Here is a 16,244-nt window from a genome sequence, read left to right on the forward strand (position 1 = left end):
TCTCAGCCTATTGCGGCGGCGGCCCGGACGAGGTCGGGTGACGCGACCAGCGCTCGTCGAGCGCGCGGCCGCGCAGATCAGCGAGCCCCCAGGCCGCGATCGTCGCCACGACGAAGAAGCCGGCGAACACCGAGAAGGCCAGCCCGGCCCCGCCGGACGCGAGCAGCGCGGGAACGAGCAGCGGCGCGATGATCGACGCCAGACGACCCACCCCCGCCGCCCACCCCGAGCCGGTCGCGCGCAGCGATGTCGGATACAACTCGGGGGTGACGGCGTACAGCGCACCCCACGCGCCGAGATTGAAGAACGACAGAGCCATCCCCGAGGCGATGATGGCGCCGTCGGTGGCGGCGGTGCCGAACAGCACCGCAGAGACCGCGGAGCCTGCGAGGAACACCGACAGCGTCGCCCGGCGACCCCATCGCTCGATCAGCCACGCGGCCACGGCGTAGCCGGGCAGCTGGGCGAGAGTGATCAGGAGGGTGAATCCGAACGAGCGCACGAGGTCGTATCCTGCCTGCACCAGGATGCTGGGGATCCAGATGAACGCACCGTAGTACGCGAAGTTCACGCAGAACCAGACGAGCCAGATGCACAGGGTGCGCATGCGGAACTCGGTGGACCACAGCGCGCGCATGCGCTGCCCGGCGTTCACCGCGACGGTCGGCGCGGCGCCCGTCGCCGATGCCGGCTCGTCCGACACGGGCGACCCGGCTGTCGCGCGTCCGTCGGCGGCCGTCTCGAAGCTCGACACGATCCGCTCGGCCTCTGGCATCCGTCCCCGCGATGCCAGCCAGCGCGGCGATTCCGGCAGGCCCCAGCGCACTACGAGTGCGTACGCCGCGGGGATCGCGCCGAGCGCGAAGGCCCACCGCCAGCCCTCGTCTGATGCCGGGATCACGAAGTAGCCGATGAGGGCGGATGCCGTCCATCCGATCGCCCAGAACGCCTCGAGGATCACGATGAGGCGGCCGCGGATCGCCGCCGGGGCGAACTCGCTGACATAGGTGGATGCCACTGGCAGCTCGGCACCGAGGCCGAGCCCCACGAAGAAGCGCAGCACCAGCAGCATCGCGATGCCGCCGACCAGAGCGCTGGCCCCGGTGGCCAGACCGTAGATCAGTAGCGTGATCGCGAACACCTGCCGCCGACCCAGCCGATCCGCGAGCAGACCGCCGACGCTCGCGCCGATCGCCATGCCGATGAAGCCGATGGACGCGATCCACCCGGTCTGCCCGGGGGTCAGCTGCCACTGCTGTGCGAGCACCGCGATGATGAACGAGATGAGCCCCACATCCATCGCATCCAGCGCCCAGCCGAGCCCCGACCCGGTGAGCACGCGCAGATGCGGGCGGGCGAAGGGCAGCGCGTCGAGTCGGGACGCGATGGATGCACGGCTCGGAAGCTCGGTGTGCGGCATCCTCTCATCGTAGGGGCGCCGCACACCGGCACTCAGCCGATGACGGCGGTGCGGAGCGTGTCGAGACCGACGCCGCCGATGTCGAGTGCGCGCTTGTGGAAGTCCTTGAACGAGAACGCGTCGCCCTGCCTCTGCTGCGCCGCGTCGCGCACCTGCTCCCAGATGCGCTGCCCGACCTTGTACGACGGCGCCTGGCCCGGCCAGCCGAGATAGCGATTGACCTCGAACCGGCGGAACTCGTCGGGCATGTTCACGTTGCGCCGCATCTGCTCCAGCGCGTAGTCGTGATCCCAGACGCCGTCGCCCGACAGGCGCGGCTTGCCGAGGTGCACGCCGATGTCGAGCACCACGCGTAGCGCGCGCATCCGCTGCCCGTCCAGCATGCCCAGGCGATCGGCCGGGTCATCGAGGTAGCCGAGCTGCTCCATGAGCCGCTCGGCGTACAGCGCCCACCCCTCGGCATGGCCGGAGGTGCCGGCGAGAACCCGCCGCCAGGTGTTCAGCTCGGCGCGGTTGTACGTCGCCTGCGCGATCTGCAGGTGATGGCCGGGGACGCCCTCGTGGTAGACCGTGGTCAGCTCGCGCCAGGTGTCGAACTCGGTGACGCCCTCCGGCACCGACCACCACATGCGGCCCGGTCGCGAGAAGTCGTCGGTGGGGCCGGTGTAGTAGATGCCGCCCTCCTGGGTGGGTGCGATCATGCACTCGAGCTCGCGGATCTGCTCGGGGATGTCGAAATGGCTGGCACCGAGGTCGGCGATCGCCCGGTCGCTGGTCTCCTGCATCCACTTCTGCAGCGCGTCGGTGCCGTGCAGCTTGCGGCTGGGATCGGCCTCGAGGTGCGCGACGGCCTCTTCGACGCTCGCGCCGGGAAGGATCTCGTCCGCGATCGCCTCCTGCTCGGCGATCATCCGCCGCAGCTCTTCGCGGCCCCACTCGTAGGTCTCGTCGAGGTCGATGCTCGCGCCGAGGAACCGACGCGAGTTGAGGGCGTAGAGGTCGCGGCCGACGGCGTCCTGCTCGCCGGCGACCGGTGCCAACTCGCTGATCAGGAAGCGGCGGAGGTCATCGTAGGCGACCCGCGCGGCGCCGGCGTGATCGGCGATGTCGCGGGCGAGGGACGCCGGCAGCTGGCCGTCACGGGGCCCCGCTGTCGCGGCGAACGATGCGAAGAAACCCTGATCGTCGCTGTATCGGGCGATCTGCGTGGCGACTTCGGTGACCTGACGACGAGCGGGCACGACACCATGCCGGATGCCCTCGCGCAGCGTCTCGACGTAGCCCTTCAGAGCATTCGGGACAGCGGCGAGCCGCTGGCAGACGATGCTCCAGTCGTCGACGGTGTCGGTCGGCATGAGGTCGAACGCCTGCCGGAAGTCCTGCGGTGCCGAGGCGATGACATTCAGGTCACGCAGGTGCCACTGCGCGTCGTGCAGCTCGAGCTGCAGGCGCAGCTCTGCTGACAGGTCGGTCTTGGTGACCTCGTCGATGCTGTCGACGGGCGTCGAGGCATCGAGCGCGGCGAGGGTCTCACGTGCCGCGGCGACAGCGCGCTCATGCCCTTCCGGGCTCACATCGTCGAGGCGGGCGCCTGCCTCGTTGCGTCCGATGTAGGTGGCGAGGATGGGCGAGAGGTCGACCAGGGTGTCGACCCACTTCTCGGCGATCCGGTCGATGGCAGAGGGGGTGCGAGGCTCTGAACTCATGGTCTCGAGCCTAGCCTCGCACCCCCGCCGCGCAGCGGATCAGTGCGCGGCTTCGTTCCAATCGCGGCCGCGGCCGACCTGCACGTCCAGCGGCACGGTCAGCTCGGCGGCACCGGCCATGCGCTCGCGAACGATGCCCTCGACCTCGTCCCACTCCCCCGCGGCGACCTCGACGACGAGTTCGTCGTGGATCTGCAGCAGGGCGCGGGAGGCGAGCCCGCGATCACGCAGATCGTCGTGGATGCGGTTCAGTGCGATCTTCATGATGTCCGCGGCGCTGCCCTGGATGGGCGCGTTCAGGGCGGCGCGCTCAGCGTTCTCGCGCAGCACCCGGTTGGGGCTTGTCAGATCGGGGAACGGCCGGCGACGGCCGAAGATGGTCTCGGTGTAGCCGTCTTCCTTCGCCTGCATCACGGAGGCGCGCAGGTAGTCGCGCACCGCGCCGAAGCGGGCGAAGTACTCGAGCATGAGCTGCTTGGCCTCGGACTGCTCGATGCGAAGCTGCTTCGACAGGCCGAACGCACTGAGGCCGTATACGAGACCGTACGACATGGCCTTGACCTTGGTGCGCATGGCCGAAGTGACCTCTTCGGGCTGGACTCCGAACACCCGGGCGCCCACGAACCGGTGCAGGTCCTCGCCCGAGTTGAATGCCTCGATCAGCCCGGGATCGCCCGACAGATGCGCCATGATGCGCATCTCGATCTGCGAGTAGTCGGCGGTCAGCAGGGTCTCGTAACCCTCACCGACCTGGAACGCGCTGCGGATGCGGCGGGACTCCTCGGTGCGCACCGGGATGTTCTGCAGGTTCGGGTCGGTGCTCGAGAGTCGCCCGGTCTGGCTTCCGGTCTGCACATAGGTGGTGTGAATGCGGTGATCGTCCCGGATCGCCGTGTCGAGGGTCTCGATGATCTGGCGCAGCTTGGTCGCCTCGCGGTGCTGCAGCAGCAGGGCGAGGAACGGGTGCGGGTTCGTCTCCTGCAGATCCGCGAGCACCGCGGCATCAGTCGAGTACCCCGTCTTGGTCTTGCGGGTCTTGGGCAACTGCAGGTCTTCGAACAGCACCTCCTGCAGCTGCTTCGGCGAGCCGAGGTTGAACTCCCGCCCGACGAGTGCGAATGCCTCGGCGGCGAGCACGTCGGTGCGGGCGAGCAGCTCGCCCGAGAAGGTGGAGAGCACGTCGTGCGAGACGGATACCCCAGCCGATTCCATGTCGGCCAGGGCGATCACGGCGGGCAGCTCGATCTCGGTGAGCACCCCGGCGACCGGCGCGGGCATCGCCTCGCGGATGGCGACCGCGGTGCGCAGGGTGAACCACGCCTCCTGCGATGGGGTGGCGCCGTCGGTTTCGGGCACCAGCTGGGTGGGATCCGCCTCGGGCAGCTTCTCGTCGAGGTAGCGGCCGACGAGATGCGCGAGCGTCTTGTCGGGGAAGCTCGGGCGCATGAGCCAGCCCGCGAGCAGGGTGTCGTGGACGAGTCCGCCGAGCCGGATGCCGTCGCGCAGCAGCGCCTTGACCTGCGGCTTGGCGTCGTTGAGCACCTTCGGTGCGTCGGACTCCAGCCAAGCCGTGAGTGCCTGGGCGCTTTCGGGGCTCCAGCCGCACTCGTGCAGCTCGGTCTCGGTGGCCACGCCGACGCGGGTGATCGCGCCACCGACCAGGGTGAGCAGCATCCCCACCTCGCCCTGCTGCTCATCAAGCCACGCGGCGATTTCGGCGGCGGATGACTCCGTGGGCGCCGGCACCTCGACGGCGGATTCGTCGTGAACCGGCTCGTCGGGCGCGCCGGCGGCCTCGAAGACCCGAGGCAGGAGCGTGCGGAACTCGAGGCGGGCGAAGATGTCGCGCACGGCCTGGGCATCGATCGGCTTGACGGCGAGCTCGGTCGGCGTCACGGGCAGCTCGACGTCGTCGAGCAGTCGGTTGAGCCTGCGGTTGCGGCGCACGTCCTCGATGTGCTCGCGCAGGTTGCCCCCGACGACGCCCTTGATCTCCCCGGCGCGGTCGAGCAGCTCGTCGAGGCTGCCGAACTGGGTCAGCCACTTCACGGCGGTCTTCTCGCCCACCTTCGGCACGCCGGGCAGGTTGTCGCTGGTCTCGCCGACCAGCGCGGCGATGTCGGGATACTGCTCGGGTCGCACGCCGTAGCGCTCGTGCACGGTGGTGGGGTCGTAGCGCTTGAGCTGCGAGACGCCCTGCACCGACGGATACAGCAGTGTGACGTCGTCGTTGACGAGCTGGATGGTGTCGCGATCGCCCGATACGACCAGCACGTCGTACCCCTGCTCCGAGCCCTGCTTGGCGAGAGTGGCGAGGATGTCGTCGGCCTCGATCCCCTCCTGCGTCAGCACCGGGATCGACATCGCGGCCAGGCAGTCCTGCAGCAGCGGGATCTGGCCCTTGAACTCCCCCGGCGTCTCGGAGCGGGTCGCCTTGTACTCGGGGTACTCCTCGGTACGGAACGAGTGGCGTGACGTGTCGAAGGCGATCGCCATGTGGGTCGGCTTCTCGGCCTTGATGAGATTCACAAGCATCGACAGGAAGCCGTAGATGGCGTTCGTGTGCTGGTTGTCCTTCGTGGTGAAGTTCTCGACCGGAAGGGCGAAGAAGGCCCGGTACGCGAGTGAATGGCCGTCGACGACCATGAGGGTAGGCTTTGCGGAGTCGGTCACCCTGCAAGCCTAACGAGGGCGACGGACACGCGCTGAGGAGGAGCATTGACCGAGCAGACCGAGATGACCGGCCTCGAGTGGGCCACGCACCGCGGCATGGGCGCGCTGGCCGAGAAGATGGGCATCGAGTTCACCGAGTTCACCGTCGAGCGCGCCGTCGCGACGATGCCGGTCGAAGGCAACACCCAGCCCGTCGGCCTGCTGCACGGCGGCGCCTACGTCGTCCTGGGCGAGTCTCTCGGATCGATGGCAGCGAACCTGCACGCCGGCCCCGGCCGCTTGGCCGTCGGAATCGACATCAACGCGACCCACACGCGCTCGGCGACCTCGGGCTTCGTCACGGGCGTCTGCACGCCGGTGCATCTCGGGCGCAGCATGACCGTGCATGAGATCGCCGTGTCCGATGAGCAGGGTCGGCGCTGCTCGACCATCCGCATCACGAACCTGATCAAGACCGTCGAATCCTGACGGAGGAATGCGAAACGGCCCCCGGCATGACGCCGGGGGCCGTTTCGATGTGTGGGCCGGTGCGGCTCACACAGAGGTCATTTCTTGGGCGCGAGCTGCTCGATGATCGCCTTCGCGACATCCTGCATGGTGAGACGGCGATCCATCGACGCCTTCTGGATCCAGCGGAACGCCTCGGGCTCGGACAGGCCCATCTTCTCGTTGAGCAGGCCCTTGGCGCGGTCGACGAGCTTGCGGGTCTCGAAGCGCTCGACCATGTCGGCGACCTCGGCCTCGAGCGTGATGATCTGCTCGTGGCGGGCCAGTGCGATCTCGATCGCGGGCAGCAGATCGTTTGGGGTGAAGGGCTTGACGACGTAGGCGAGGGCTCCCGCCTCGCTCGCGCGCTCGACGAGCTCCTTCTGGCTGAACGCCGTGAGCAGCACGACGGGGGCGATATTCGCCTTGTGCAGCTTCTCGGCGGCGCTGATGCCGTCGAGCTGGGGCATCTTCACGTCCATGACGACGAGATCGGGTCGCAGCTCGGTGGCAAGCTGCACGGCGGTCTCCCCGTCGCCGGCTTCCCCGACGACGTCGAATCCGTTGTCGCGCAGGATCTCGACGATGTCAAGGCGGATCAGCGACTCATCCTCAGCGACGACGACGCGACGCGGGGCGGATGCCGTGGGCTGCTCGGGCTGCTCTTGCTCAGTCACCCGTCCATCCTAGTCGAACTGCGACCGGGCGGCGGATGCGCGCGCGGCACGGTGCACCGGCTGCGCTACAGTCGTATGCGCAGTGTGCCGGCCGGCGTGGCGGAATGGCAGACGCGGAGCACTCAAAATGCTCTGTCCGAGAGGGCGTGTGGGTTCGAGTCCCACCGCCGGCACATGCGCAGGAGGGCCGTCCCGGAGGGGCGGCCCTCCTGCATCACGCGGCCAGCGCCGCGAGTTCGGCCATCACGCGGGGGTGCGCGAGCACGCGGAAGTGCCCTCCCGTGTCGAGCGGCACGTTCTTCGCGCCGGGGAGTTCACTGCCTTCCGGGATGTGCGGGTCGAACCGGGCGTAGACCGACACGATCCGCGCATCCGCTTCATGCTGGGCGGAGAGTGCGGCGATCGACGGATGCCGCGGCGAGAGAGCGCGCAGGCTGCGGGTGAGCATCAGGCGGGCGTATCGCGACCCGCCGAACGGGGTCGCGACGGCGAGCATCCCGCGCACCCGCGAGCCCTGGGGGCCGAGCATCACGAGCTTGCCGGCCAGGCCGCCCTTGCTGTGCGCCAGCAGCACGACGTCATGCAGGTCGCGTGCGGCGAGATACGCCCCGACTCGGTCGGCCATGTCGGCTATGGGGCTGAGGTTGCGCTCGAGCGGCTCGACCACGTGCACGGGATGCCCGTCGCGGTGCGCCCGCTCGATCAGAGGGCGCAGGAACCGCCAGCTCTCGTAGATGCCCGGCAGCACGACGATCGGCACGCCGGCGCCGCTGGTGTACGCCTCCGGCCGGTTGCGACCGCCGAAGGCTCGCACCTGCCAGACGGCAGCGTAGGCGTAATCCTGCGCCCACCAGAGCGCCCTGCGCAGCAGATCGCTCACCCTTCACCCTCCCGCGTTCGAATCGCCAGGTCCGTAGCGCAGAAGTGCCGGACGGCGGACGCGACAGCGCCGGGAGCCGTGTGCTGGGCGTTGTGCGCTCGCCCGGGGATCTCGACCAGCGCTGCGCGCTGCGCTGCGGCCGTCAGGTGCCGGGACCAGCTGAGTGATGCGATGGGGTCTCGCGAGCCGCGCACGACCAGCACGGGCGCCTCCACCCCGACGATCCGGTCCTCGATCCGGTACCCCAGCATGTGCCGCAGCTGCGCGAGATACCAGAGCGGGCCGCACCGCAGGTAGTCGGCGAACACGAGTGCGTTCGCCCCCGGCGTCTCCCGCACCGTGTCCAGCGCGAGCCGCCCCGCCTGCTGCAGCACGGTGCGCCGACGCTCATCGGCGACCGGGCCGATCAGCACGACCGCCTGCGCGAGTTCGGGCCGACGCGCCGCGAGCTCCACCACCCATTGGGTGCCCATCGACTGTCCGACGAGCACGACCGGCCCGGTCGCGGCGGTTCCGGCGCCGATGCGGTCGAGCAGAGCGGCGAGGCCATCCGCCATCTCTTCGATGTCGACGTCGCGCCCGGGCTTCGGCAGCCCTCCGAATCCGGGCAGATCGACCGATATCACGCTCCCGCTCGCGGTCAGCGAGCGGTGCAGCCGCGCCAGGTAGCGATGCGACATCCCGATGCCGTGCACGAGCACGAAGACCGGGCCGGAGGACGACGGCGATGCGAGCGTGCGGAAGTAGAGCCGTCCGATGCGGTGCGTCTGCTGCGTCTCCGGACTCATCCCAGCACCGTATCGCGTCCCATGCGCAAGAGCGCCGAGGGGCGGACCCTCGCGGGCCCGCCCCTCGGCGCTCGGATGCTTCTCAGACTCCGGTCTTGTAGACGGGAGCGGCTCCGCCGACGGCATCCCCGACCTTGTGGACGCGGATGTCGTTGGTCGAGCCGATGATCCCGGGAGGGGATCCGGAGATGACGACGATCACATCGCCCTCCTGGGCCAGACCGCTGCCCAGAAGGTACTCGTCAGCCTGCCGGTACATCGAGTCGGTGTGCTGCACCATCTCGACGAGGGTCGATCGGATTCCCCAGGTCATGGCCATGCGACGACGGATGCCGGGCTCTGGGGTGAACGCGATCATCGGGATGCGCGCGCGCAGACGCGACAGGCGGCGAGCGGAGTCACCCGACTGCGTGAAGACGCAGAGATACTTCGCTCCGACGAACTCCGCCACCTCGAGCGCCGCCAGAGTGATCGCGCCACCCTGCGTGCGCGGCTTCGTGTTCAGCGGCGAGATGCGCTCGAGGCCGTGCTCCTCGGTCGACTCGATGATCCGCGCCATGGTTTCGACCACGACGATCGGGTAGTCGCCGACGCTCGTCTCGCCCGAGAGCATGACCGCATCCGCACCGTCGAGAACGGCGTTGGCGACGTCGGAGGTCTCGGCGCGCGTCGGCACGGGGCTCGAGATCATCGACTCGAGCATCTGCGTCGCCACGATGACCGGCTTCGCGTTGCGGCGGGCGAGCTCGACGGCGCGCTTCTGCACGATCGGGACGGCCTCGAGAGGCAGCTCGACACCCAGGTCTCCGCGGGCCACCATGATGCCGTCGAACGCGTCGACGATCTCCTCGAGGGCGTCGACGGCCTGCGGCTTCTCGATCTTGGCGATGACCGGGATGCGCACACCCTCCTCCGCCATGATCTCGTGAACGCGCTCGACGTCCGTGGCGTTGCGCACGAACGACAGGGCGATGACGTCGGCGCCGATGCGCAGACCCCACCGCAGATCGTCCTCGTCCTTCTCGCTGAGCGCAGGCACGTTGACGGCGACACCGGGCAGGTTGATGCCCTTGTTGTTCGACACGGCGCCAGCCACGATGACCTTGGTCGTGACGACAGTGCCGTCGGTCTCGACGACCTCGACACGCACCTTGCCATCGTCGATGAGAAGGAAGTCGCCGGGCTTGACGTCCTGCGGCAGACCCTTGAACGTCGTGCCGCAGATCTCGCGGTTGCCGATGATGTCCTCGGTGGTGATCTTGAAGATGTCACCGACCTCGAGCTCGTACGGACCGTCCTCGAAGCGGCCCAGTCGGATCTTCGGCCCCTGCAGATCGACCAGGATGGCGACCGCGCGCCCCGAGTCCTCGGCCGCCCGGCGCACGTTCGAGTAGTTGGCCTCGTGCACCGAGTAGTCCCCGTGACTGAGGTTCAGGCGGGCGACGTCCACACCGGCGTCGATAAGGGCACGGACCTTCTCATAGGTCGAGGTTGCAGGGCCGAGTGTGGCGACGATCTTCGCGCGTCTCAACATCATCTCCAGGGTAAGAGGACAGAAATCAACATGGCGACGTTGCCGCGCTCAGCCTACGCGGGCTGAACGCTCAACGCGACATCTGTGACCGCGACCGGGGCGGGCAGCACCGTGGCGCCCATCAGGTGTCTGTCGATCGCCGCGGCCGCCGAGCGGCCTTCGGCGATCGCCCACACGATGAGGGACTGCCCGCGTCCGGCGTCTCCGGCCACGAACACGCCGGGCACGGCGGTGGCGTACTCGCCGTCGCGTTGCAGGCTGCCGCGGTCGGTCACCACGGGCACGGTGTCTCCGCCGTACGACGCCGTCTCGGGGCCGGTGAACCCCATGGCGATGAGCACGAGCTCGGCCGGGATCTCCCGCTCGGTGCCGCTGCGCGGCACGCGACGGCCGCCCACGTACTCGGTCTCCGCGACGCGCACGGCACGCACACGTCCCTCCGAGTCGCCCAGGAACTCCACGGTGGAGGCCAGGTACGTGCGCTCACCGCCCTCCTCGTGCGCGGACTGCACCTCGAACAGCGTGGGCATGGTCGGCCAGGGCTGGTCTTCGGATCGCACCGTTGCGGGCTGCTTTCCGATCGCGAGGTTGGTCACGCTGCGCGCGCCGTGACGGTGCGCTGTGCCGATGCAGTCCGCGCCGGTGTCGCCGCCGCCGATGACGACGACGTGCTTGCCCGCGGCGGTGATCTGACCGGCGACCTCGTCGCCTGCGCCGACGCGGTTCGCCGGCACGAGGTAGTCCATCGCGAAATGCACGCCGTCGAGGTCTCTTCCGGGGATCGGCAGGTCGCGAGGCACCGTGGCCCCCGTGGCGATCAGCACGGCGTCATAGCGGCCGCGGAGCTCGTCCCATGACAGATCACGGCCGATCTCCACGCCGGCGCGGAAGCGCGTGCCCTCCTCCTCCATCTGCCGTAGGCGCGCATCGAGGTGCCGCTTCTCCATCTTGAAGTCGGGGATGCCGTAGCGCAGCAGCCCGCCGATGCGGTCGTCGCGCTCGAACACGACGACGGTGTGGCCCGCGCGGGTCAGCTGCTGAGCCGCGGCGAGTCCGGCGGGGCCCGATCCGACGACGGCGACCGTGCGGCCGGTGAGCCGCTGCGGCGGCTGCGGCTCGACCCATCCGTTCTCGAACGCCTGGTCGATGATCGACACCTCGATCTGCTTGATCGTGACCGCCGGCTGGTTGATGCCGAGCACGCACGCGCTCTCGCACGGCGCGGGGCACAGCCGCCCGGTGAACTCCGGGAAGTTGTTCGTCGCATGCAGACGCTCGATCGCCGCGCGGTCGGCGCCGCGCCAGGTGAGGTCGTTCCATTCCGGGATGAGGTTGCCCAGCGGGCATCCGGAGTGGCAGAACGGCACACCGCAGTCCATGCACCTGCTCGCCTGACGCTTCAGCACGGCCCGGTCGCCCGGCTCGTAGACCTCTTTCCAGTCCATGATCCGCACCGGCACCGGCCGCCGGGGCGGCAGCTCGCGTTCGGTCGTCTTCAGAAAGCCCTTGGGGTCAGCCACCGGTCACCTCCAGGATCCGGTCCCAGACGACGTCGCCGTCGGGGTCGATCCCCGCGGCCTCCGCCTCCTGGCGCATGGTGCGCACAGCCGCGTAATCCCGCGGCAGCACCTTCGTGAATTCGTTGATGACGCTCTCGAAGTCGTCCAGGAGAGCGGATGCCAGCGGTGAGGCCGTCCGCTCGACGTGCTCGACGAGCAGCTCGCGCAGCACCTCCGCATCGTCGCGCTCGAGCGCGGTGAGCAGCAGCTCGCCGCTCTGCAGCGCCTGGCTGTTCACGCTCGTCGCGCTCAGGCCCCGCACGTACGCGACGCCGCCCGACATCCCCGCGCCGAGGTTGCGGCCGGTGTCGCCGAGGATGACCGCGACGCCGCCCGTCATGTACTCCAGAGCGTGATCCCCGACGCCTTCGACGACCGCGGTCGCCCCGGAGTTGCGGACCAGGAACCGCTCCCCCACCACCCCGGAGATGTACATGCTGCCGCTGGTCGCGCCGTAGCCGATCACGTTGCCCGCGATCACGTTGCGATGCGGCTCGAACCGGGCATCCCGGGCCGGACGGATGGTGACGTCTCCGCCCGAGAGGCCCTTGCCGACGTAGTCGTTCGCGTCGCCCTCGAGTCGCAGCACGATGCCCGGCGGCAGGAAGGCGCCGAGGGATTGCCCCGCGGTGCCGTGCAGGGTGATGTCGATCGTTCCGCGCGGAAGCCCCGCCGCCCCGTGCCGGGCCGTCACGTGATGACCGAGCATCGTGCCGACGGCGCGCTCGGTGTTGCGGATCGGCAGCTCGATGACGACCGGCAGCGCGCTGTCGATGGCTTCGGTCGCATGCGCCAGCAGCGCCGCGTCGAAGTGCTTCTCGAGCTCGTGATCCTGCGCCCGAGCGCTTCTCCGCGGCTCGCCGGCGGGGAATGCCGGCCCTTCGAGGATCGGCGCGAGATCGAGGCCGTCCGTCTTCCAGTGCCTCACGGCCGGGTCGGTGCGCAGCAGGTCGTGCCGGCCGATGATCTCGTCGATCGAGCGGAACCCGAGTGCGGCGAGCAGCTCGCGCACCTCCTCGGCGATGAACTCCATGAAGTTCACCACGAACTCCGGCTTGCCGGTGAAACGCTTTCGCAGCAGCGGGTTCTGGGTCGCCACGCCGACCGGGCACGTGTCGAGATGGCACACCCGCATCAGGATGCAGCCGCTGACGACCAGCGGCGCCGTGGCGAAGCCGAACTCCTCGGCGCCCAGCAGCGCGCCGATGATCACATCGCGCCCGGTCTTCAGCTGGCCGTCGACCTGCACCACCACGCGATCGCGCATGCCGTTGAGCATGAGCGTCTGCTGCACCTCCGCCAGACCCAGCTCCCACGGCGTGCCCGCGTGCTTGAGCGAGTTCAGCGGGCTCGCGCCCGTGCCGCCGTCATGACCCGAGACGAGCACGACGTCGCTGAGCGCTTTGGCCACGCCGGCGGCGACCGCACCGATGCCGGACTGGCTGACCAGCTTGGTGTGGATGCGGGCCTTCGGGTTGGCGCGCTTGAGGTCGAAGATCAGCTGCTTGAGGTCTTCGATCGAGTAGATGTCGTGGTGCGGCGGCGGGGAGATGAGCCCCACCCCCGGGGTCGCGTGCCGCGTGCGCGCCACCCACGGGTACACCTTCTGCGGCGGCAGCTGCCCGCCCTCGCCGGGCTTGGCGCCCTGCGCGAGCTTGATCTGCAGGTCGTCGGCCTCGGTCAGGTACTGGCTCGTCACGCCGAACCGGCCGGAGGCGACCTGCTTGATCGCACTGCGGCGCTCGGGATCGATGAGGCGCTCCGGGTCTTCGCCGCCCTCTCCGGTGTTCGACTTCGCACCCAGGCGGTTCATCGCGATCGCGAGGGTCTCGTGAGCCTCCTGCGAGATCGAGCCGTAGCTCATCGCGCCGGTCGAGAACCTCTTGACGATCGCGCTGACCGGCTCGACCTCGTCGAGGGGAATCGGCGGGCGCTCGCCGGTGCGCAGCTCGAACAGGCCGCGCAGCGTCTTCAGCTCGCGAGCCTGGTCGTCGACCAGCCGGGTGTACTCCCGGAAGATGTCGTAGCGGCGGGTGCGGGTGGCGTGCTGAAGCCGGAACACCGTCTCGGGGTTGAACAGGTGAGGTGACCCGTCGCGGCGCCACTGGTATTCGCCGCCGGTCCACAGGCGCTCGTGCGCGCGGGGCGCCGCGTCCTGCGGATAGGCGTGGTCGTGACGCTTCTGGTTCTCGGCGTAGACGTCGTCGATTCCGATGCCGCCCAGCTTCGTCTCCGTGCCCGTGAAGTACCGGTCGACGAACTCCTGGCTCAAGCCGATGGCCTCGAACACCTGCGCACCGGCATAGGAGGACACCGTCGAGATGCCCATCTTCGACATGATCTTAAGCACGCCCTTGCCGAGCGCGTGGATCAGGTTGTGCACCGCCTCGTCTGGGGCGATGCCGGTGATGAAGCCGGTGCGCACAAGATGCTCCACCGTCTCCATCGCCAGGTACGGGTTGACCGCGGCTGCGCCGTACCCGATCAGCGTGGCGACGTGGTGCACCTCGCGCACATCCCCCGCCTCGACGATCAGGCCCACCCGCATGCGCGTCTCCTTGCGGATCAGGTGATGGTGCACGGCCGAGAGCATCAGCAGCGACGGAATCGGCACGCGGTCCTTGTCGGAGTCGCGGTCGGAGAGGATGAGGAACTCCGCGCCGCGCTCGATCGCGGCATCGGCTTCCGCGCACATCTCGGCGAGCCGCTCGGGCAGGGACTGGGGCCCGGCGTCGAAGTGGTACAGCCCGCTGAGGGTGGCGCTCGTGCGGCCGGGCAGCGCACGACCAGCGTGCTTGATCTTCGCGAGCTCGTCGTTGTCGATGACCGGGAAGTCCAGGCTCACCGTCCTGGCGTGCTCCGGCCCCCACTCCAGCAGGTTGAGCTGCGGGCCGAGGCCGAGCCGCAGACTCGTGACGACCTCTTCGCGGATCGCGTCGAGCGGCGGGTTGGTGACCTGGGCGAACTGCTGCACGAAGTAGTCGAACAGCAGCCGCGGTCGCTCGCTGAGCACCGCGATCGGCGTGTCGCTGCCCATCGCGCCGAGAGGCTCGGCGCCGGTCTGCCCCATCGGGGTGAGCAGCACCCTCACCTCCTCCTCGGTGTAGCCGAAGGTGCGCTGACGGCGGGTGATGGAGGCCGCAGGATGCACGATGTGCTCGCGCTCGGGCAGATCCGCCAGACGCACGGCGCCGGCATCGAGCCATTCCCGCCAGGGATGCAGGGTGGCGAGGTCCTTCTTGATCTCGGCGTCTTCGATGATCCGCCGCTGCGCGGTGTCGACGAGGAAGAGGTGACCGGGGCGCAGTCGGCCGCGCCGTCTGATCCGTTCGGGCTCGAACTCGAGCACGCCGGTCTCGCTGCCGATGACGACAAGGCCGTCGACCGTCTCTGTCCATCGGCCGGGGCGCAGACCGTTGCGATCGAGCGTCGCCCCGACCTGAGTGCCGTCGGTGAAGATGAGCGCCGCGGGGCCGTCCCACGGCTCCATCTGGATGTCGTGGAACTCGTAGAACGCGCGCAGGTCGGGGTCGATGTCGGCCTGCTTCTCCCAGGCCTCCGGAACCATCATCATGATCGCGTGCGGCAGGCTGCGGCCGGTCAGGGTGAGCAGCTCGAGAACCTCGTCGAAGGATGCCGAATCGCTGGCGCTGTCGCTGCAGATCGGCAGCAGCGGTCGGATGTCTCCGAGCAGGTCGGAGCGCAGCTGCGACTGGCGGGCGCGCATCCAGTTGCGGTTGCCGCCGACGGTGTTGATCTCACCGTTGTGCGCCAGCATCCGCAGCGGCTGCGCGAGCGGCCAGGACGGGAACGTGTTGGTCGAGTAGCGCGAGTGCACCACGGCCAGCTCCGAGGCGAATCGCTCGTCCTGCAGGTCGGGATAGAAGGGCTCGAGCTGGAGCGTGGTGAGCATGCCTTTGTAGCCGAGCGTGCGGCACGACAGCGAGACGAAGTAGGCGCCCAGCTCGTGCTCGGCGCGCTTGCGCAGCCGGTATGCGAACCGGTCGAGGGTCAGCTGCGAGCCGGCGCTCGTGCCGGGGATGCTGACGAACAGCTGCTCGAAGGCCGGGCGGGCCTCGTCGGCCAGCGAGCCGAGGTTCTCGTTCGCGGTGGGGACGACCCGCCAACCGAGCACCTCAAGGCCCTCGGCGGCGGCGATGCGCTCGATGCCGGCCTTCTGCTCGCGGCGGGCGCTCGACTCCCGTGGGAGGAACGCGAGTCCCGCGGCGTACTCGCCTGCGGGGGGAAGGTCGAAGGAGACGACCTGGCGGAGGAACGCGTCCGGCATCTGGGTGAGGATGCCGGCGCCATCGCCGGTGCCGGCATCGGAGCCGATTGCACCGCGGTGTTCCAGGTTGCGCAGCGCTTCGAGCGCCAGCGCGATGATGTCATGGCCGGGTTCCCCGCGGAGCGTCGCGACCATGGCCAGGCCGCAGGCATCCTTCTCGTGGGCGGGGTTGTACAGGCCCTGCTTCGGGGGGTAGGCGCCGGAGGCGCCGTAGGGAGGCTGGAAGTACACCA

At 69.3% G+C, this 16,244-nt stretch carries 10 protein-coding genes and 1 tRNA gene; 2 read left to right on the plus strand and 9 right to left on the minus strand.

Translation table 11 applies throughout. The features are described from left to right. Positions 1 to 7: 7 nt before the first annotated feature. The 3 genes from V2S05_RS03350 to polA are packed head-to-tail and all read right to left on the minus strand — an operon-like array spanning position 8 to position 5,799. Entirely contained in the window at positions 8 to 1,420 is a 1,413-nt protein-coding gene (locus tag V2S05_RS03350; RefSeq protein ID WP_413633878.1) for an MFS transporter, read from the minus strand. A gap of 32 nt (positions 1,421 to 1,452) precedes the next feature. Beyond that, positions 1,453 to 3,126, minus strand: a complete 1,674-nt coding sequence (locus V2S05_RS03355) for a DUF885 domain-containing protein (protein WP_271637633.1) — start codon at positions 3,124 to 3,126, stop codon at positions 1,453 to 1,455. A gap of 39 nt (positions 3,127 to 3,165) precedes the next feature. Beyond that, a complete protein-coding gene (gene polA, locus V2S05_RS03360) occupies positions 3,166 to 5,799 on the minus strand; it encodes a DNA polymerase I (RefSeq protein ID WP_413633880.1) in 2,634 nt (877 codons plus the stop codon). Between the two features lie 63 nt (positions 5,800 to 5,862). Between polA and V2S05_RS03365 the strand changes: the two genes are divergently transcribed. Then, entirely contained in the window at positions 5,863 to 6,267 is a 405-nt protein-coding gene (locus tag V2S05_RS03365) for a hotdog fold thioesterase (protein WP_413635219.1), read from the plus strand. A gap of 77 nt (positions 6,268 to 6,344) precedes the next feature. On the opposite strand, the gene V2S05_RS03370 is transcribed toward V2S05_RS03365, so the two are convergent. Next, positions 6,345 to 6,962 (minus strand): ANTAR domain-containing response regulator, encoded by a 618-nt coding sequence (locus tag V2S05_RS03370; protein WP_071644465.1) that lies wholly within the window; start codon positions 6,960 to 6,962, stop codon positions 6,345 to 6,347. 90 nt (positions 6,963 to 7,052) lie between these two features. Here V2S05_RS03370 and V2S05_RS03375 point away from each other — a divergent pair. Then, a tRNA-Leu gene (locus V2S05_RS03375) sits at positions 7,053 to 7,135 on the plus strand. Between the two features lie 41 nt (positions 7,136 to 7,176). On the opposite strand, the gene V2S05_RS03380 is transcribed toward V2S05_RS03375, so the two are convergent. The 5 genes from V2S05_RS03380 to gltB all read right to left on the minus strand — a co-directional run bounded on the left by V2S05_RS03380 (position 7,177) and on the right by gltB (position 16,242). After that, positions 7,177 to 7,842 carry an esterase/lipase family protein gene (locus tag V2S05_RS03380; protein WP_271637630.1) on the minus strand — a complete coding sequence of 222 codons (666 nt, stop codon included), beginning with the start codon at positions 7,840 to 7,842 and terminating at the stop codon, positions 7,177 to 7,179. Beyond that, complete coding sequence (locus V2S05_RS03385; RefSeq protein WP_271637629.1) at positions 7,839 to 8,630, minus strand: alpha/beta fold hydrolase; 792 nt, start codon at positions 8,628 to 8,630, stop codon at positions 7,839 to 7,841. Before V2S05_RS03385 ends, V2S05_RS03380 begins: the two co-directional genes overlap by 4 nt. A gap of 82 nt (positions 8,631 to 8,712) precedes the next feature. Beyond that, positions 8,713 to 10,161, minus strand: a complete 1,449-nt coding sequence (gene pyk / locus V2S05_RS03390) for a pyruvate kinase (protein WP_271639650.1) — start codon at positions 10,159 to 10,161, stop codon at positions 8,713 to 8,715. Between the two features lie 56 nt (positions 10,162 to 10,217). After that, positions 10,218 to 11,684, minus strand: coding sequence for a glutamate synthase subunit beta (locus V2S05_RS03395; protein ID WP_413633882.1), 1,467 nt, complete (start codon positions 11,682 to 11,684; stop codon positions 10,218 to 10,220). Beyond that, on the minus strand, positions 11,677 to 16,242 hold the full coding sequence (gene gltB / locus V2S05_RS03400) for a glutamate synthase large subunit (RefSeq protein WP_413633883.1): 4,566 nt from the start codon (positions 16,240 to 16,242) through the stop codon (positions 11,677 to 11,679). Before gltB ends, V2S05_RS03395 begins: the two co-directional genes overlap by 8 nt. Between the last annotated feature and the right edge of the window lie 2 nt (positions 16,243 to 16,244).

It is taken from the genome of Microbacterium sp. OR16, from assembly GCF_047306725.1.
In the GTDB taxonomy this organism is placed as follows: domain Bacteria; phylum Actinomycetota; class Actinomycetes; order Actinomycetales; family Microbacteriaceae; genus Microbacterium.

Coding starts and splice junctions, on each gene's coding strand:
- V2S05_RS03350 (WP_413633878.1), bottom strand. CDS start 1,420: ATGCCGCACACCGAGCTTCCGAGCCGTGCATCCATCGCGTCCCGACTC.
- V2S05_RS03355 (WP_271637633.1), bottom strand. CDS start 3,126: ATGAGTTCAGAGCCTCGCACCCCCTCTGCCATCGACCGGATCGCCGAG.
- V2S05_RS03365 (WP_413635219.1), top strand. CDS start 5,863: ATGACCGGCCTCGAGTGGGCCACGCACCGCGGCATGGGCGCGCTGGCC.
- V2S05_RS03385 (WP_271637629.1), bottom strand. CDS start 8,630: ATGAGTCCGGAGACGCAGCAGACGCACCGCATCGGACGGCTCTACTTC.